The following is a 17,909-nucleotide window of genomic DNA, read 5'->3' on the forward strand; positions in this document are numbered from 1 at the left end:
AATTTGGTGTAAAGTCTAATCTTTAACTTGTGTAAAGGATGTACCTTAACGAACATTTAAGAAATGACGATATTAACAGAAAATCAAGTAACTGAACTTTGTGTTTTTATAGAAAATCGAATTGAAAAAATCGGTTGTGACCACTCGTTGAAATACACTTTTGAATGGGCTGAAAAAAACGGAATTGATAAGTCTGACTTAATTGACGTTTTGGAATCGAATGGTGGATTTTGTGATTGCGAAGTAACATTTAATTTACCAGAAGATTGTGATTTAGAGTTAGAGTCAGAAAACAAAGAAATGGACTTTAAAAATCCTTTCAAAATACCGCTGAATTTTCAACCGACCGAAAATAAAGTTTATACAAAAGCAATATTTTCGAGTTTTGAATACGACCATAATAACTACACGAAAAGCGGAGAATTATTAATTCCAGCACCTTTTGGTTTTAAGCCAAAAAAGCGAGTTAGAAAAAGTATGCACTTCTTTAACGGAACTGAATCAGAATTGCCATCTGAAATTGGAGTTGTAAAAGAAATTGAACCGATAAGCGGAAAAGAGTTCGCTAAAAGAATTCGAGATTTGAAATTGGACTCTTTTTCAAAGTTTTCAGAAAGAGATGCAGATTATTATTTTTCCAGAATAGAAAAAATTGATATCGGAAAACCAATGGGAACGCATTTTATGGAAGGAACCGGAATTGGCGGAACGAAAATTGAATTAAAAGTCCATAAAGTAATATTTAGGAAATAAAAACTATGGCTAACAAAAGTAACTGTTGCGCATCCACATAAAATTAGATGAATACAATATAAAAGCCTTAAAAGTTTGTCAATAGGCAAGCTTTTAAGGCTTTGTTTTTTGCTTTTAGTTAGTGAAAAAATAAAATTATTGAGGTATTAAACCAGAACTGCAGCTTAAAAGAAAAATAGAATTTGGAAGGTCTATTACAGAAATGTATTTTTAGGATACTTTAATGAAAATAAATTAAGATCAAAAGAATCGTCAACAAGGGTTAACTTGTATAAAGGATGTGCCTTTACGAACATTACGTATTGTAAAAAAAAATGACAACATATAAACCATTAAAATATTTAAGTTATTTCTACGTTTGTCATAAAACACAAAAAGCACATTAAATTATGAGAATTTATATTACAATTTTACTTATCTCAATCTACGGGATAACTTTTGGACAAGTGAATGGGTTTTCAGACCCAGATTCCCTATTGGTTACAAACAAGTTGTCACCTAAAGTTTTATTAGTTGGAAGCTGGCACTTTAGCTATCCAGGACTTGATGCTCATCAAATAGAAGAAAATAATAGAATCAATATTTATTCTGAAAAAAGGCAAAAAGAACTTAAGGTATTACTTGAGTATATTGCATTATTTAAACCTACTAAGATTTTGGTTGAATCTAAAAACACAAGTGTCTCACGCTTTATTAAGAACTACAAGGACTGGAAAGAAGGTAAACAGCAATTATACGCAAATGAAATAAGTCAGATAGGTCTGCGATTAGCTGACCAGTTTGAATTGGATACTATTTATGGTGTAGACACTTGGTCATTCTTAGAAGACCACTTTTTATCTCGTGACACATTAAAACCAAAAACTTATATTGACAGTATATATGACAGGCATTATTTTGGTGGACAAGATGATATGTCAATCAAATACTCAAAATTCTACGCTTACAAAAATAAAATGACAGTTGAAAAACCACTTTTAGAAAGCTTTCTCTATTTTAATTCGGAGAAAGTGCTAGATAGAGGATTTGGAGCCTATATAGCAGGAGGACAATTTGAATCTTCGAACTTTGAAGGAGCGGATGCCCTTTCAATGTTTTGGTTTAATAGAAATTTGAGGATTTTTAAAAATATTAAAGATATAGGATATAATCAGGATGATAGAATACTCGTTATTTTTGGCGCTGGTCACGTTTCGATACTGAGATATCTTTTTAAATGTTCTCCTGAATTTGAACTTACTGACTTTGATAAATTGAAATAACTAACTACTACCAAAAAAGGTTCATTAAACATAACTCACTGCCGCAGGCGCAACACAGAGAGTTACGTTTCATAGCCCAAACGTTAGGTATAATTTTAAACAACATGAGAAAATTACTCATAACATTTTTGACAATCTTAATTTCCAATACTCTAATGACTGCTCAAAACTTTGGAGAACAATGGGACACTTACATCGCTTCATATGAAGATGGTAAACCAGGTTCAACGACTTTAAGAATGGATTTAATTAATACTTCTCCAATCAAAAATTTTGACTTTGTATTAGTTACTGGTCTAACATATGAAACTTCAAACGAAAACGGATTTCCTGAAGGAGAAACCTTCAGTATACTTCATAAAGTTGGAGATGAGTTAATAGAAATAATCAGTCAAGAAACTGAATTTATATTCGTTGGCTCTTTTATGTACAATAAAGAAAGACTCGAATACTTTTATATCAAAGACACTAAGAATCTTATCTTTAAAATTGAAGAGTTTTATAAAAATAAATATCCAAAATATGAATTCTATCTCAATATAAAAGAAGATAAAGAATGGAAATATTATAAAGAATTTCTTTATCCAAATGAAGAAACGCGAAATTATATGGCGGATCAATCCATTTTACAAAATTTAGAAGAGGCAGGAGACAAATTAACCAAAGCGAGAAGAGTTGACCATTGGATTTACTTTTCTAATGAGATAGAAATGAACAAATGTAAAGAACAGCTAGTTAAGCTTAAATTTAATATTCAATCGTCAGGAATTAATAAAGAAACTAACCTGCCTTTTGAATTACAAATTTGGAGAATAGATAAGGTGGATATTAATTCTATATATCCAATTACTTCTAATCTAAGAAAAGAGATCAAGAAGTATAATGGAGAGTATGACGGCTGGGAAACTTCCGTCGAAAAAGAATAAAACTATACCTAACAAAAGTAACCGTTGCACATTCCCATAAAATAAGATAAATACATTATAAAAGCCTTAAAAGTTTGTCTCTTGGCTAGCTTTTAAGGCTTTGTTTTTTGCTTTCACATTTTGAAAAAGTAAAATTATTGAGGACTTAAACCAGATCAGCAGCTTAAAAAGAAAAATTGAATTTGGAAGGTCTATTACAGAAATGTATTTTTAGGATAGGCTAAGGAAAATAAATTAAGATCAAAAGAATCATCAACAAGGGTAAAGACTAATTTCGTGTAAAGTCTAATCTTTAACTTGTGTAGAGGATGTGCCTTAACGAACATTTGGTATGGTAAAGGGACATCGTTTATAAAGTTAAAGGCACATGGTTTACACTTTTAAAATTGTAATTTGCTGTAAAAAACAAATTGCTACGCCTTACCAAATAAAACGTATTTAAGATGCAAAAAACAAATACTTTCTTAATTCTTTTAGTTGCGTTAACTTTATTCATCTAATGAAAACAAAGTCGTAGAAAAAAATACTATAAATCAACTAAAAACTGATAAAATGAAATTAGGAGCATTTTCAATTAGTCTTAAGGTTAAAGATCTTGAAACATCAAAACAGTTTTACGAAAAATTAGGATTTACTGTTTTAGGTGGAGATATGAAACAAAATTATCTGATAATGAAAAATGAAAATTCATTAATTGGTTTGTTTCAAGGAATGCTTCCATCAAATGTTTTGACTTTTAATCCGGGCTGGGATGAAAATGGACAAAATATAGAATCGTTTGATGATGTAAGAAAAATTCAGGAACATTTAAAATCGGCAGAAATTAAACTTGATTCTGAAGCTGATGTGAACACTAGTGGACCCGCTAGTCTTATGCTAAAAGATCCTGATGGGAATGTAATCTTTATAGATCAACATCGATAAAGAATCTGTGCCTAACAAAAGCAAACACTTTTAAAATATAAGAAAAAGTCTATTTGGAGATCTCTTGGTCTAAATCATTTGACATTAATAGATGTACACTTTTTCTTTACATCCAAACAGTAAACTAAAACAAATCCGTATGAAATTCAAGCTACTAGTTCTTTTATCGATAAGCCTTATTTTATCCTGCTCAGAGAAAGCATCCAATTCTGATTCTTTTGATCCTAAAATTTCTGAAGTAGAAAGCAATCTTAGTTCGCCAGTTTACATTGAAGGAGATTCTACATGGACCATTGAAGCACGAATGAAACATTATGGTGTTCCTGGAGTGAGTATCGCCGTGATAAATGAAGGTGAAATTGCATGGGTGAAAACTTATGGAATTATGGATAAAGAGAGTAAGGCTCCTGTAACAAAAAACACCTTATTTCAAGCTGCATCCATTAGCAAACCTGTTTCGGCTTATGCTGCCTTAAGATTAGTAGAGCAAGCTAAAGTTGACTTAAATGCAGATATCAATACTCAATTAAAATCCTGGAAATTAGCTGATAACAAATTCACATCCGAAAAGAAGGTAACTCTTAAAAATCTGCTGAATCATTCGGCGGGAGTTACGGTTCATGGTTTTTTAGGATATAGCCCGGATTTGCCAGTACCTAGCTTACTACAAGTATTAAATGGAACACCTCCTGCCAATTCAAGTGCTACGGAAGTGAATAAAGTTCCAGAGGAAAGTTTTCGATATTCTGGTGGAGGATATAATATAGTTCAGCAAATGATGATTGATGTGGAAGGCAAGCCATTCCCTGAAATTATGAAAGACCTGGTTTTACAACCCTTAGGTATGCAAAACAGTAGTTTTAATCAGCCACTTACTAAAACCCAATTAAGCATGGCAGCAACTGGCTATTTACCAGATGGTAGAATGACCAAAGGAAAACGACATACCTATCCTGAAATGGCACCGGCGGGACTTTGGACTACACCTGAGGATCTTGCCAAGTTTGCAATCACTATTCAAAAAACACTAAAAGAGCAAAGCAAAGTGGGTTTGTCTAAAGATTTAACAAATCAAATGTTAACTCCCTTTGTAGAAGACTTTATAGGCCTTGGCATATTCGTTAATAAGAAGAAGGATCAGATTTACTTTGGTCATGGCGGTTGGAACGAAGGTTTTTCGAGCGAAATGATTGCCCATAAAGATAAAGGATACGGAGTAGTTGTAATGACCAATTCCAATCATCCGAAGTTTATTTCCGAACTAATTCGTTCTGTTGCACTGACCTATGAGTGGGATGATTTTATTCCTATCTATAAAGAAGTAGAAACAAATAGTGACTCATTATCTAAAATTACTGGTAAATATTTGGTTGGCGGATATTCTTTTCTTGAAGTACTGGAAGTCAACAATCAGTTGATGTACAGAGATGGTCCGGAAAAAGAACTCACAGAACTAATTAAAGTATCGGATAGCACTTTCGTTGTAAGAGATTTTGATGCAATCTTTCAATTCAAAGCAAATGCAGAACAAAATTTCATGGACATACATGTTATCAATTCAAATACCATGAAAACCAGGTCTGTTTATAGTCAAATTACAGATGATACAAAGTTACCACTGGAAATGATCATGGATGGAGATTTCGATCAGGCGCTGGCATCCTACAAATCTTTACTAAAAAAAGATAAAAATGATCCTAGCCTTAACGAAAACAATTTAAATAATCTGGGCTATCGTTTTTTAGGAACGGATAAAACTAAAGTAGCTAAGGATCTATTCAAGATGAATATGATACTCCATCCTGAAAGCTTTAATGTATATGATAGTTATGCCGAAGCATGCCTGAAAATGGGCGAGAAAAAACTTGCTATCGAATACTATCAAAAATCATTAAATCTAAATCCTCAGAATGCAAATGCAAAAAAGCAAATTGCGGAATTAGAAAGGGAAAACTAAATGATCATTTGCATTCACGCTCAAATTAATTGTTTAGTGCAAAAAATAAAAACTAATAAGCCAGGTAAAGTTGCTCTCCTACTCTATTAATAGATTCAAGATGTTTAAATGATCTTGCTCTTACTATTAATGAGTACATTTGCTTCCTTATTTATATACAAAACGAAGAACATGAAAAAAAACGCAATAAAGCCAACTCCTGAAGCTAAAGCTCTTTCACTTTTTTTAATGGCTTACAAAACAATAGATCCTATTTATAAAGAGAAATCTAAACGAATTAATAGATTGTGGGATCTTGTGAAGGCTAGAGAATTAAGCAATAATGACTATATGGAAGAGGTGCAAAATATGTTAGCATCCTATGGTGGCTATTCTGAAGTCATCGAGAAAACAGTTAGGTATTACATTGAAAAAACTGGTGAATGGAAATTAGAGGGTGATGACAAATATTGCCAGGACGCGAAACAAATTGCTGATAAGATATTGAAAAAGTAGGCGCTTTTATTGCCAAGCTAGGCAAGTAACAAGTCTTGTTATATAATTTTTATCAAATAGGTACGTGAAGTAGTTCGCGTACCTATTTTGCTTATCTAATTATTGAAATATTCAATTAAAAATAAAACACCACTCCGTATAAGCGAAATTTTCATATTCAAAATATAAATCGATACATTAAGATCATAAGAATCATTTACAATGAATCGAGACTTATTTTGTGTAAAGTTCAATCTTTAACTTTTGTAATAAAAGTGTCTTAATCAGCATCAGGTAAGATCAAGAGGCAAAATTGACAATCGATCAATACACCTGGTTTACACTTTTAAAGTCGCAATTTATGAGAAAGAATTGTGATAACTTAGCAAATTACATCAACTTCCCTACAATTTAATAAGAACTTACTATCCTATTTAAACCTATTCTTAATTTAACAATTTTATATTCTATAATGAAATAATATGTAAATTTAATCGATTTATATATTGTTATTAATTAAGAGCTAAATCATTTAATATGGAGTATTATAAAGACTTGTTAAAAGAAAAACAACAATCGAAGCTAAGATTATATATCGGAATACTTTTTTTTGCAGTTTCAATTGCCTGGATAACAATGAAAATGATAGAGAATAAACCTATTGAAACATTCGATTGGGTATACTCTGGAATATTTCTTTTAAATGCTTTAATTCACATCTTAGGTGCTGTAGGATATCCTTTTGAAGGATTATTTGGTAAGGCTTTTATCCAAATCGATAACAGATCAATAAGAATAAAATCATGGATATTCGAAAAAGAGCAAAGTGCAATTTGGGATGATATTCAATCCATCGAATTTAAAATGAATCAACTATTACTCTCAGAAAAAGATGATTCATGTACATCCATCAGTTTATCAAAGCTAGAATATCTATGGGTTCAAGAAATAAAGGATACCTTAAGAAATCTGGCAAGTAAAAAAGACATTCACATTAAAGAGTAAACTCAATCTATTAGAAATGAAAGAATCCATTATCCTAATTGTTATAACCTCTATGATAATCATCGTAATCCTGGTTATTTTCTTTAGCAATAAGGCAATAATTAAAAGAAAACTTAAAAACTCAAATTACAAAAGGATCGCCAATTTTAAAGATGGTGAAATTGCTAAGATTGTTGGTTGCATAGAAATAATTGGTAAGCCCTTGTACTCTCCCCTTTCCAAACGTGAATGCTCTCATTACTATGTGCATGTAGAACAAGAAAAATCATCAGGAAAAAGTTCTACCTGGGAAACTATTATTGAAGAAGAAGTTACAAGTAGATACCTCATTAAAGATGGAATTCGATATGCAATTATCAACGACAAAAAGTTAAAATCCTATATCGTTCAGGATGCGAAGTTTTCTTCAGGATTTTGGAATGATGCTACGGAAAATCTGGAAAACTATCTAAAAAGCAAGGGAGAAGAGAGTGAAGGATTTTTTGGATTCAACAAAACCCTACGTTTTAAAGAAGGAGTTCTGGAGAAAGGAGAAGAAATTGCTGTTCTTGGTAAAGGCAATTGGAAAGATGCCACAAGCTTGAATTTACCAGAAAAATATGGGGAAGTTTTAGAAATAACGTCAACCAATGAACAGGCTATTTACTTAAGTGATGATACTTGTACAACAGAGAAAATCAGCAAGCCAAATCCTTCATCTGACAAAAGAACTATTACAAAAAAACGCTACAAAAAATAACAACACAATAATTTAGTATGAAAAAGATCAATTTATTAATTCTATTAACAGCAATAGCTTTTGTAAGCATAGGTCAAAACAAAAAGGTTTTTGTAGAAAAATCCTTTTCTAAAATTGTAACAACAGAAGTTAAAGCGAAAAATTATAAAATTAAACCTATTGAAACCGCTTACGATTTAGCATTAAATTTTAGTTACTTAAAGCACTTATCTATTGACTCTCAAAATAAACATCTGATACTTCCAGTTGTGGTAATTAACAATAAAACCATTGATGAGAAATCTTTACAAAGCATTAAAATAGCTGATATTGAAAATTATGAATTCAACTCTGGCGAAATAACAACTGCTTTGTATGGTACAAGAAGTGCATATGGTCTTTTAAAGCTAACATTGAAGAAGAAATACTAAGCCACCCAATCGGCGGTTTGACTCCCCTTTCATTCCATCTTAAAAATCTCAAATGAAACCAACACCAAAACAATTCTTCAGATCGGAACACTTAGGTTTGCGTGTATTATACCTAATTGCTTTTGTTTGTTTTCTTATTCATTGCTATTCTATTTTCTTCGAATCCATAGTTAAGTATAAATTTTTCCCAATATTAAGCTATGGTGTTATGGCAATATTTTGGTTCCGTTACGCATATAAAACCAAACAAAAATATTAACAATTCAACATTATTTATAAACTGAACATTAATCATTATACAAATATCACTTATGTATATATAAAATCATTTTGTCAATTCAAACGTATTTTCAATCTGTAAAAATTCAATATAACAGTACAATTTTGTATGTTTAGTTTTTAATTCTAACAAACCCACTATTACATGAAAAAATTTTTACTATTTGTAGCAATAATTGCACTTTGTTCATCAACATTTGCCCAAGATGTAAAATTCGGGCTTAAAGGCGGTTTAAACTTTGCTAACTGGGCTGGGGATGATGTTGAAGATACTGATATGAAAACAGATATCTTTATTGGAGCTTTCGCTAGATTTGCTATTAATGAAGACCTTGCTTTTCAACCAGAAATGGTTTATTCACGTCAGGGAATGAAAATGGAAGAAGGAGATGAAGAATTGAAATGGAAATCGAACTATTTAAACATTCCATTACTTTTAAGAGCAAAAATGTTTGGAGCTGATAATTTCCATGCTATTGCAGGTCCTCAAATTGGTATTCATCTAAGTTCAGAAGCTGAGGTTGAAGCAGGTGATTTATCAAATAGTGCAGATGCTGATGATCTTATGAAAGGTCTTGATTTAAGTTTAGCATTAGGATTTGAATACGATATCACAGAAAAAGTTGCACTAGGTCTTCGCTATAATCTTGGAATGTCAAAAATCATTGATGACGAGCAAGATCCTAAGGTTAGAAATTCTGTATTTCAATTAGGTGTTTCAATGGCATTTTAAACAATTCAGATTTATAAAATATAAAACCTGTCTTTTCGGACAGGTTTTTCTTTTATGTACATATAAGATCTAGATTACATCCTTAATTTGATAGTGTTCTCCTTTAAATTGTATTTCATCACCTTTCTTAGCTCCCAAAAAGGCTTTTGCTATTTCAGAATTCATTGAGATAAAATAGTATTTATTCTTATCAAGCGTATATTGTCCTAGAGCTGCCATAATATAGAATCGAATTTTATCTGTAATCACCAAAGCTCCTAATCCAACTTTATTCATCTGCTCTTCTGGGCTTAAGCGATCAAAAACTTTTCTTAATTTCAGATTGTTTTGCAGCTGACGATTTACTTTTTCCTGCTCTAAATGCATCATAGCACGACCTGTTTCATGCTTATCTCCGGCCGTACTTTTACTTTCACTTCCAACCGATTCCTTTAAATCAGCCAAAGCTTTTTTGTTTTCCTCAATTCTATAGGTAAGCCCCTCTCCCGCTAATTGGTAGAGTTCTTTTTTAAGATCAGTATTCATTCGTATTATTTAATTTCGCACCAATTTAGTAATTAAGATTCTAAGAGGGATATTAAATATGATCATATTTATATGTTGGGCAAAAAAAGAGATATTACTTTTGTAATATCTCAAACATAATTAAGCCGATAATATTATTTTAACATTTTGCCATTGGGTGCAAAATTATCATTGTAATAGCCTCTTTTGTATCCTAAACGTAAGAAATCAAATCCATTATATTTGAAATCATTTAAAATCAGCGAAATATTCTTAATTGAACCCTTTTCACTAATTTTGTTAATGTAATTAATTTGTTTCTTATTGCTGTATCGTTGTCTTAAAACAAACAGATTAAGGTCAGCGTATTTTCCAGTTAATAAACCATCGGTAACAATAGAAACAGGAGCGCTATCCATAATAATATAATTGAATCGTCTGCGAACAGAGTCCATAAATCGATTAAACTTCCCATTTGCTAATAATTCAGCTGGATTTGAATGGGTTGTTCCTGCAGGAATAAAACTTAAATTCTCAATCTGTGTCGGATAAATTATTTCATTAAAGTTTTCTTCATCTTGCAAATACTGACTCATGCCACAAGTAGAAACACAACCAAATATTTTACTCAATCGTGGTTTTCTCATGTCGGTTTCCACCAACAATACTTTACGATGATTGAGTGCTAAAACTGCTGCAAGATTTACACTAATAAAAGATTTTCCTTCACCAGGCATAACAGATTGCACCGTTACCACCTTATTCTCAAAAGTTGATAAAACCTGTTCCAAATCAGTTCTTAAGCTCCTGAAAGTTTCTGTAATTCCCGCATTTGGTCGTTTTGATACAATAAAATCTTTACGATGTCTATTGTGCATGATGACTCCAAGCACAGGTAATGTGGTTTCACTTTCCAAATCATTTACATTTTCGATTGTATTGTCGAAATAATCGCTCGTTTTAATAAATAAAAATGGAATAATAAGACCTAAAATTGCACCAAACAACATATTCAATAAAAATTTTGGACCAACTTTATCAACCGACATTATGGATGCCTTATCGACTATTTGTGAATTTGGCACATTTGAAGCAATAATAATTTCAGCCTCTGCCCTCTTCTTCAACAAAAAATTGTACAAATCATTATTTAGATCATACCTCCGTTTTATATTGGTAAAGTTCTGCCCAAGTTTAGGCAAACTATTAATCTGTTTTTTTCGTTCTTCCAATCGCCTAGAAATACTTGCTAGATCGTTCTCAGCTATTATCATTGAGTTTGTAAGATTTTCATATAAGCTTTGCCTGATATGATTAATTTCTTTTTCCAGTATCAGCATATTCGGCTCATTCTCTTTAGCACTGTACGAAAGCACTTCTTTTTTGCGAGTTAATTCATCAAGTTTCAGCACCAAATTGTTTAATACCGGATCTGAAAAATCTGAAATGGAAGGAGCTACGATAATTTGTCTTGACGATTCTTCACCAAATTTATCTTGTAGGTTTTTTTCTATTTTCTCGAATTGAGTAATATCATTTAAGTACTTATTAAGACTTTTGTAATAATTTACTTTTCTGTCAGCAACTGAAAAATCCTCTTCCAGTTTTTTTAAATCTAATCGAATAAATTCCGCCTCATCTCTTGGATCAAGCCCTGTTGTTTTCGATTGGAAGTCACTATATAAATTACCTGTATGTGTCAAAGAATCAACTACTCCATCTAATTGCATATCAATAAATTTGACTGTATTTACAGAAAAACGATTTTTTTCTTTCAAACAGTAATAAATATATTCTCTGCTCAATCCATTAACAAAATCCACTAATCGTTGAGAGTGCTGACCGATCATTTTAACAATTATGAGATTGCCATTCATATCATCCAAAGTTATATCCAACTGATTAGATAATTTTAAAGCCAAATGCTCAGAATTATTAAATTCGAAAAAGTATTCACTATTCTCAGGAAGAATTAAATCAGATTTTTTTTCCAGAATAAATTGAAACATATCATTTTGAAATACCTTTCCAAACTCTCCTTTTTGCTCAAATCCTATTAATTCATCGGTATGCTCAACGCGTATTGTATATGTGCTATCGGAAATCGTTTGAATAAAAACAGGAATATTTGTAGGGTTCTCAAATCCTGTTTCTTGTATCTTAAAAGATTCATTGCCATATAAATCATGATTGTAAAACATCATTTGCTGATACCATGAGGTTCTCCAATTTAAATTATTAACCACCGCATGGCTTAAACTATGAGATTTCAACACACCAATATGATCCTGAATATTAAATCCTTTACTGTAAATATCATCTTGAAAAAACTCCTTGCCTTTAATAGAATTAGACTCATTCTGAACCAAAATGGTACTTTCAGCCCGATAATTCTCAGGTGAATAATAGCTTATGAAGTATCCAATAAGAAGCCCTAAAATGCTAAACACAAAAAACCAATACCATTTAGATATCAGCTTATTTTGAAATAACTTAATACGTTTACGTTCCTCTCTCATCATTTTTTCGATGAAATTGTCAGATTCAGTCATAACTAAAATTTTTGATCGGTAAACTATTTATTAGAATTACTTACTTGTCAATCTTTTAAAAAGTATATTCCCAAGAGCCTTAAAAAAATAGTTGCAATCGGTTCGAATTGGCTTTTGCAAATAACTGTTGATATATTTTCTTTCCGATTCCTGTATTTCTTCCAGTGTTTCTGGTAAATCAACATAAAATGGAGGGATAATTCCTGGCTTAACCTTTTCCCTTAAGCTTTGCAATTCAGGAGAGTACAGCGAGAGATATTGCTTGCTTAAGGGTCTAACTCCAACAATTTTCATCTCCCCTTTTATCAAATTTACAATATTAGGTATTTCATCTATCCATAACTTTCTCATGATTTTACCAAGAGTTGTGACACGAATGTCATTGCAAATTTTACCACCCTTGTCCAATTGGTTTTTTTGGACAAATTCCTCCTGTAAATATTCAGAAAAAGGAACCATGGTTCTCAATTTGTACACTTTTATCTCCTTTCCACCTTTTCCTATGCGCTTCATTTTAAACAAAAGTCCATAAGATGAAAATTGATCGAAATACGCTTGCCCTTGCTTTTTGACCGTAAAATAGGTAAAGTTGTCCGCCTGATATTCTCTATGAACTCTAAAACCACCGGCATTTAATCTACCATGCATCTCTAATTTTCGAATGGATCGGTTTTTACCTTTGGTTAGTTTGAAATATAGCTTTCTTGTGAGACTAAGCTTTGGAAATACTCTATGGAATAAATAATGCTTACAAAACATTATTTTATTAATAGGAAAGATATATTTGTTAATTAGATTTTTCTCTATAACAGACTGAGGCACAAATCGGCAAATAAATGTTCCATCGGATTCCAATTTGGTATTTACAGCTGCAAGAAATTCATTAATACTTATCAAGTTGTTAAGAGGTTCCGAACTAACAATTAATTGATATTCATTTCCTGATAATAAATTGATATCATCAGGATTCGTTGAACTAATTAAGGCATGCTTTGGATTAAGACGATCAAAATATCTTCCTATAATTTCGAATCCTTTGCTTCCTAGTCTGTTTGCTAAATCAGAAAAATCGTTCAAAAAGACAACGAAACTTGAAATTTTCCCAATATTGGATTTTCGTTTGATATCTTTTCTTACAAAGTCTTTTATTTTACTCTCATTTTCCATGATCGCAATTATTAAACTGTTAACTATTTGTATTTTTTGAATCCCTTATCTTAACAAGAATTCTTTTCAAGGGATTTTTACAATATTGAGAGATGAGTTCAGAATACCAGGTCAAATTCATTGCATTCCAGCGTTGAGGATGAAATGTCATCATTATTTTCTGCGGTAATAGTTGTTGATTTAAGGCTTCTAATATCTCGAACGATGATTTAAAAACCATTCCTTTCTCCGTCCAAACCGATTGGTAACCATTAATCTTGTCACGTAAGCTCACATTGTGTCCATCCCATCTTCTTCCCGTGTCAGTCAGATAAAACACTTCATTAAAATCCAGATCGATATAAGGTTCTCCTATTATTCCAAATTCACTGTAATCATATTTTTTCCATAGATCTTTACTATTGAATTTTGATAATGGACTTCCATGCATACATATTGTCTGAATAGGTACTATTTCCCTAAATCGCTTTAAGTGCAAGTCAAAATCTTTAATTCCCTTTTCGTAAATTTTCGAGATATCTTTACTAAATGGTGACCTACGAGACACAGTTGCTAAATTTTCATAATGGTATCCTATTTCGTGTCCCAGCGAGGCAATTTCCTTTATTATCTCCCGCTTCATGCAAGATTTTACAGCCCTAAAGTAAAAGCTACCTCTAATGCCCAAAGAATTCTGTATTCTAGCTAAAATTATTGCATTTTCAGGTCTTTTGTCAATATCATAGCGCAATAAAACCACCTTATCTTTTGGATCCATAAGATATTGTGAAAATGTCTGAAATATATATCCGTTAGCTTGATATCCGAGCAATAAATTCTTGAATACACTCAGTGTAAAATCATACATGAAAATTGATTCTCTTTGTTAAGGACTTGACATTGTCATTGATTTTCCTCAGCCATTGCCAAACATAAAATCCGAATTTCACAACTTTAAAAAGCTGAGGACGATACTCTTTCTCATATCTACCTGGATATATGATAGTTCCACCGAACTTCATTTTATAATTTCTAACGCCATAAGCCTTGTTGGGATTACCTGCACCTGCAAAATCAAACACTTGATACCCTTCTCGTTTTCCCCATAGCATGAGTTCCCAATTCATTAAATCATTTACACATTTGTTATTGTATTCTTGTAATGCGCCGGCATAAAAGAGATAAAGCCGTTGATTAAAAGCCAGAATTAATCTCGTGGCAATTACTTTATCTTCATATTCAGCATTATATATCAGTAATCTTGCATTATCAGATGATTTTAACCACAAGTTTGCGAAGAATTCAAATCTTGGAATGGGTAGTTTTATCTTACTATAAACTTGTTTCAATACATGGTAAGAATCAATTAAGCCAAATTGATGATCTTCAAATCTACAAGTAATGTTCTCTCCATTTGCTTTTCTGATTCTATTTCTTTTGGTTCTTTTCATATTGAGCCAAAGCTGTTCTTCAGGCGGTTGCAAATCAATCAGTATGTTCATATGCTCCATAAACTGATATTCATGATCTTTAAAAACATTCTTTATTTGAGAATTTTCTGTCCAATTTCGTACTTGTGTGTACATTACTTTCCGCTTCACAAAAGAATCATACTGCGTTAAAATCAGATCCAAGATTTCTTTCTCGGAATCTGCTATTAATGGTCCTCCTTTAATTATTGACCTTCTGGTAAATCTACCTGCAATACCTGTGACTTCTGTTTGAATTACAGCCAACATTAATCCTTTAATTAAATCACCTTCTAAAATGGCAATAAATACAGGATCAAATCCAACGGTAGCACTATATACTTCATACATTTCCGGCATTTGAAATATATTACCATCTGGATGATTGGAAACAAAATCGCTCCATACTTTCATCTCTACTTCACCAGCATTGGTGACAATGGTGAATTTTTCCCGCTCAGCCAGTAATTTAGAAGCTGTAATTACATTTGGTATCATCTGAAAAATTTCTCAAAAACAATTTTATACTCTTCTGATATTTTAGACCAGAGGTAATCTTTAGTCAATCGCTGATAAGCTTTATCAGCGAAATCATTCATTATTTCAGGATTTTTTGATGCATAAGCAATTTTATTAGAAAGGTCCCTTACATCATTTACCTTAAAAAAGAGTACCTCAGTAGCATTAAATACATCTCTGTTTTCTGAAATATCCGAGCAAATAATTGGAACTTTTAAAGCCGCCACTTCCAACAGCATCATAGACATGGACTCATTAATGGATGGAAATACAAAGAATTTACTACCAGCAATTAACTCATATAATTCTTTCTTTACCTTGATTAGTCCCATAAAACGAATTCCTCCAATTTCTTTTTGAAGCTGAAGTAATTTCTTTTCATACTCAAGATCCTGTTTGATATCTCCTATTAGGATTGCCTTTTCTTTTTCCTCCAACAAGCCCAGTGCTTCAATAAATGTATGACAGCCCTTATCTGGAAGCATTCTACCCGCTGCAAAGGATATATAATCTTTCTTATCAACAACAATCTCCAGATTCGGATTAACGCCATTGGGAATATATTGAATTTTCTTTTCCGGAATTATACCCGAAACGATGCGCTTGTCTTTTAAGGAAACTGTGGTAACGAAATCAGCATGCTTAAGAAAATGGCGATCCTCAAATTCAAAAAAATATTTATAGCGAACCCACTTGGATGTAAGCACCATCCCGTGAGTGGTAACCACAATCGGAAACCTTAGCTTTAAAATGGGTACAACAAAAGTTGCATCTCGATGGTGCAAATGTATAAGATCAAAATTCTTGAACAGTAATGCATGCAAAGCTGAACGTATGTAATAGAAGAGCGTATTGATTCTTCTCAGCGGAAGTTTCCTGAATACAACGTGAAAGCAATCCTTAAAGTATCCCGATTTTAAGTTGGTATGAGAGCTAACTGAATAAATGGTAAAATCAAATTGATCCGTTAGATTGGCTATGATATTTTCTCCAACAGCTGCTGCTCCACCATAAGCAGGAAGACCTTTTAAACCAATAACCCCAATTTTACGTTTTTCACTAACCTTCATAAGCTCTATGAACCTGCATTTTTCATTACTGTTTGATAAAATTCAATTGTTTGTTGGGCAACATTTTTAGGATGAAATTTCAGTTTTGCCTCATCATTTGCATAATTTGAAAAAGCGTTGTAGTTAAATTTTTCACTAAATGCCTCTCTTAAATATTCTCCCAACTGATTAAAATTATTAGACTCAATTAAAAATCCAGATTTTCCTTCTGTTATCATTTCTGATACTCCTCCTACATCAGTTGCAATTACAGGCTTACTGGCAGCCATGGCCTCAGCAATACTTACCGGTAGTGACTCCTGAAGTGATGGCAAAACAAAGAGGTCCACCTCACTATAAATTTTGAGAATTTCTGATTGCGTTTTCCAACCCAAAAAATGAACCCGATTCTGTAAATTGTTATTCGCTATAAATTGTTTTATTTTTTGCTCATATTTAGCATTTGTAAATCCACCAACAATCATTAGTTCTGCATTCTCCATTGAATTCCTGACCTGATTAAATGCCTGTAACAAGCACATCAAATTTTTTCGTGGATTGATAACTCCCACATAAATGATCTTTTTTGTTCGTCCATTCTTGTTCTTCACATCGAAGAAAGAAGGATTCACCGGATTGTAAATCAATTCGCCTGTGATATCCTGTATTTGCTTTTTTTTTATTAAAAATTCACGATTCTTTTCTGATATGAAAGTGAAATTGGTAAAACTTGTAAAGTAGAATTGTTCAATTAATTTCTTAATCCAGAACTTTAACTTTCCTTGGAGGGAAGCTTGGTATTTAATCTCCTCTGCCATAATCCCATGCTGGGTAATGATTAGGTTTTTTCTGTTTATTCCTCTTAAACTTAGCAATATTGGCGATGCTCCTTGCACATGAATTATATCAGGATTAAATTCCATAATAGAATTCCGAACCTGTTTTGAAGCCTGAAAGAGATAATAGAATAAATTACCTCCTGGTATTCCCGATTTACTCAGATAGTGAATCGTAATGTGATCGGTAATTCTTTTCGTGTAGTCCTCATTAGATTTTCCCAAGGACAAAATTCTTAATTCAAGATCTTTAAAGTATTCGAATCCTTTTATTAGATTTATTACCACAGCATCCACTCCGCCTTGAATGGCATCCATATTCGTCGATAGAGAAGTAATCATTAACACTTTCATTTAGAGGAGTATTACAAG

17 protein-coding genes are annotated in these 17,909 nt (G+C 32.1%); 10 read left to right on the forward strand and 7 right to left on the reverse strand.

Annotation, left to right across the window (positions count from 1 at the left end):
- Positions 1-63 precede the first annotated feature (63 nt).
- The 10 genes from GCQ56_RS14810 (at position 64) to GCQ56_RS14855 (ending at position 9,462) form a co-directional block, all read left to right on the forward strand.
- A complete protein-coding gene (locus GCQ56_RS14810) occupies positions 64-753 on the forward strand; it encodes a DUF2695 domain-containing protein (RefSeq protein ID WP_152735310.1) in 690 nt (229 codons plus the stop codon).
- Positions 754-1,142: 389 nt separating this feature from the next.
- The gene (locus GCQ56_RS14815) at positions 1,143-2,015 is read left to right on the forward strand and encodes a DUF5694 domain-containing protein (protein ID WP_152735311.1); all 873 of its coding nucleotides are present in this window, start codon (positions 1,143-1,145) and stop codon (positions 2,013-2,015) included.
- A gap of 104 nt (positions 2,016-2,119) precedes the next feature.
- Complete coding sequence (locus tag GCQ56_RS14820) at positions 2,120-2,941, forward strand: DUF695 domain-containing protein (RefSeq protein ID WP_152735312.1); 822 nt, start codon at positions 2,120-2,122, stop codon at positions 2,939-2,941.
- Positions 2,942-3,493: 552 nt separating this feature from the next.
- Positions 3,494-3,865 (forward strand): VOC family protein, encoded by a 372-nt coding sequence (locus GCQ56_RS14825; RefSeq protein ID WP_152735313.1) that lies wholly within the window; start codon positions 3,494-3,496, stop codon positions 3,863-3,865.
- Positions 3,866-4,004: 139 nt separating this feature from the next.
- A complete protein-coding gene (locus GCQ56_RS14830; RefSeq protein WP_193323799.1) occupies positions 4,005-5,822 on the forward strand; it encodes a serine hydrolase domain-containing protein in 1,818 nt (605 codons plus the stop codon).
- A 171-nt stretch (positions 5,823-5,993) separates the two neighbouring features.
- Complete coding sequence (locus GCQ56_RS14835; RefSeq protein WP_152735315.1) at positions 5,994-6,317, forward strand: hypothetical protein; 324 nt, start codon at positions 5,994-5,996, stop codon at positions 6,315-6,317.
- A 516-nt stretch (positions 6,318-6,833) separates the two neighbouring features.
- A complete protein-coding gene (locus GCQ56_RS14840) occupies positions 6,834-7,301 on the forward strand; it encodes a hypothetical protein (protein WP_152735316.1) in 468 nt (155 codons plus the stop codon).
- A 16-nt stretch (positions 7,302-7,317) separates the two neighbouring features.
- A complete protein-coding gene (locus tag GCQ56_RS14845; protein ID WP_193323800.1) occupies positions 7,318-8,040 on the forward strand; it encodes a hypothetical protein in 723 nt (240 codons plus the stop codon).
- Between the two features lie 17 nt (positions 8,041-8,057).
- Positions 8,058-8,450: a hypothetical protein gene (locus tag GCQ56_RS14850; RefSeq protein WP_152735317.1), complete on the forward strand. Its 393-nt coding sequence runs from the start codon at positions 8,058-8,060 to the stop codon at positions 8,448-8,450.
- 424 nt (positions 8,451-8,874) lie between these two features.
- A complete protein-coding gene (locus GCQ56_RS14855; RefSeq protein WP_152735318.1) occupies positions 8,875-9,462 on the forward strand; it encodes a porin family protein in 588 nt (195 codons plus the stop codon).
- 69 nt (positions 9,463-9,531) lie between these two features.
- Here the strand turns inward: GCQ56_RS14855 and GCQ56_RS14860 are convergent, their stop codons facing one another.
- The 7 genes from GCQ56_RS14860 to GCQ56_RS14890 form a co-directional block, all read right to left on the reverse strand.
- The gene (locus GCQ56_RS14860) at positions 9,532-9,987 is read right to left on the reverse strand and encodes a 3-oxoacyl-ACP synthase (protein WP_152735319.1); all 456 of its coding nucleotides are present in this window, start codon (positions 9,985-9,987) and stop codon (positions 9,532-9,534) included.
- Positions 9,988-10,121: 134 nt separating this feature from the next.
- The gene (locus GCQ56_RS14865) at positions 10,122-12,518 is read right to left on the reverse strand and encodes an exopolysaccharide transport family protein (RefSeq protein WP_152735320.1); all 2,397 of its coding nucleotides are present in this window, start codon (positions 12,516-12,518) and stop codon (positions 10,122-10,124) included.
- A gap of 36 nt (positions 12,519-12,554) precedes the next feature.
- Positions 12,555-13,685: a sugar transferase gene (locus tag GCQ56_RS14870; RefSeq protein ID WP_152735321.1), complete on the reverse strand. Its 1,131-nt coding sequence runs from the start codon at positions 13,683-13,685 to the stop codon at positions 12,555-12,557.
- 19 nt (positions 13,686-13,704) lie between these two features.
- Positions 13,705-14,532: a hypothetical protein gene (locus GCQ56_RS14875; RefSeq protein WP_152735322.1), complete on the reverse strand. Its 828-nt coding sequence runs from the start codon at positions 14,530-14,532 to the stop codon at positions 13,705-13,707.
- A complete protein-coding gene (locus tag GCQ56_RS14880; protein WP_152735323.1) occupies positions 14,525-15,631 on the reverse strand; it encodes a peptidoglycan bridge formation glycyltransferase FemA/FemB family protein in 1,107 nt (368 codons plus the stop codon). Before GCQ56_RS14880 ends, GCQ56_RS14875 begins: the two co-directional genes overlap by 8 nt.
- Positions 15,628-16,722 carry a glycosyltransferase family 4 protein gene (locus tag GCQ56_RS14885; RefSeq protein ID WP_152735324.1) on the reverse strand — a complete coding sequence of 365 codons (1,095 nt, stop codon included), beginning with the start codon at positions 16,720-16,722 and terminating at the stop codon, positions 15,628-15,630. Before GCQ56_RS14885 ends, GCQ56_RS14880 begins: the two co-directional genes overlap by 4 nt.
- Before the next feature lie 5 nt (positions 16,723-16,727).
- Positions 16,728-17,879: a glycosyltransferase family 4 protein gene (locus GCQ56_RS14890; protein WP_193323801.1), complete on the reverse strand. Its 1,152-nt coding sequence runs from the start codon at positions 17,877-17,879 to the stop codon at positions 16,728-16,730.
- Positions 17,880-17,909: the final 30 nt, after the last annotated feature.

The organism is Marinifilum sp. N1E240, assembly GCF_009295825.1.
GTDB lineage: Bacteria > Bacteroidota > Bacteroidia > Bacteroidales > Marinifilaceae > Marinifilum_A > Marinifilum_A sediminis.

Coding starts and splice junctions, on each gene's coding strand:
- GCQ56_RS14825 (WP_152735313.1), top strand. CDS start 3,494: ATGAAATTAGGAGCATTTTCAATTAGTCTTAAGGTTAAAGATCTTGAA.
- GCQ56_RS14820 (WP_152735312.1), top strand. CDS start 2,120: ATGAGAAAATTACTCATAACATTTTTGACAATCTTAATTTCCAATACT.
- GCQ56_RS14810 (WP_152735310.1), top strand. CDS start 64: ATGACGATATTAACAGAAAATCAAGTAACTGAACTTTGTGTTTTTATA.
- GCQ56_RS14860 (WP_152735319.1), bottom strand. CDS start 9,987: ATGAATACTGATCTTAAAAAAGAACTCTACCAATTAGCGGGAGAGGGG.
- GCQ56_RS14815 (WP_152735311.1), top strand. CDS start 1,143: ATGAGAATTTATATTACAATTTTACTTATCTCAATCTACGGGATAACT.
- GCQ56_RS14850 (WP_152735317.1), top strand. CDS start 8,058: ATGAAAAAGATCAATTTATTAATTCTATTAACAGCAATAGCTTTTGTA.
- GCQ56_RS14870 (WP_152735321.1), bottom strand. CDS start 13,685: ATGGAAAATGAGAGTAAAATAAAAGACTTTGTAAGAAAAGATATCAAA.
- GCQ56_RS14830 (WP_193323799.1), top strand. CDS start 4,005: ATGAAATTCAAGCTACTAGTTCTTTTATCGATAAGCCTTATTTTATCC.
- GCQ56_RS14840 (WP_152735316.1), top strand. CDS start 6,834: ATGGAGTATTATAAAGACTTGTTAAAAGAAAAACAACAATCGAAGCTA.
- GCQ56_RS14890 (WP_193323801.1), bottom strand. CDS start 17,879: ATGATTACTTCTCTATCGACGAATATGGATGCCATTCAAGGCGGAGTG.
- GCQ56_RS14875 (WP_152735322.1), bottom strand. CDS start 14,532: ATGTATGATTTTACACTGAGTGTATTCAAGAATTTATTGCTCGGATAT.
- GCQ56_RS14865 (WP_152735320.1), bottom strand. CDS start 12,518: ATGACTGAATCTGACAATTTCATCGAAAAAATGATGAGAGAGGAACGT.
- GCQ56_RS14880 (WP_152735323.1), bottom strand. CDS start 15,631: ATGATACCAAATGTAATTACAGCTTCTAAATTACTGGCTGAGCGGGAA.
- GCQ56_RS14885 (WP_152735324.1), bottom strand. CDS start 16,722: ATGAAGGTTAGTGAAAAACGTAAAATTGGGGTTATTGGTTTAAAAGGT.
- GCQ56_RS14855 (WP_152735318.1), top strand. CDS start 8,875: ATGAAAAAATTTTTACTATTTGTAGCAATAATTGCACTTTGTTCATCA.
- GCQ56_RS14835 (WP_152735315.1), top strand. CDS start 5,994: ATGAAAAAAAACGCAATAAAGCCAACTCCTGAAGCTAAAGCTCTTTCA.
- GCQ56_RS14845 (WP_193323800.1), top strand. CDS start 7,318: ATGAAAGAATCCATTATCCTAATTGTTATAACCTCTATGATAATCATC.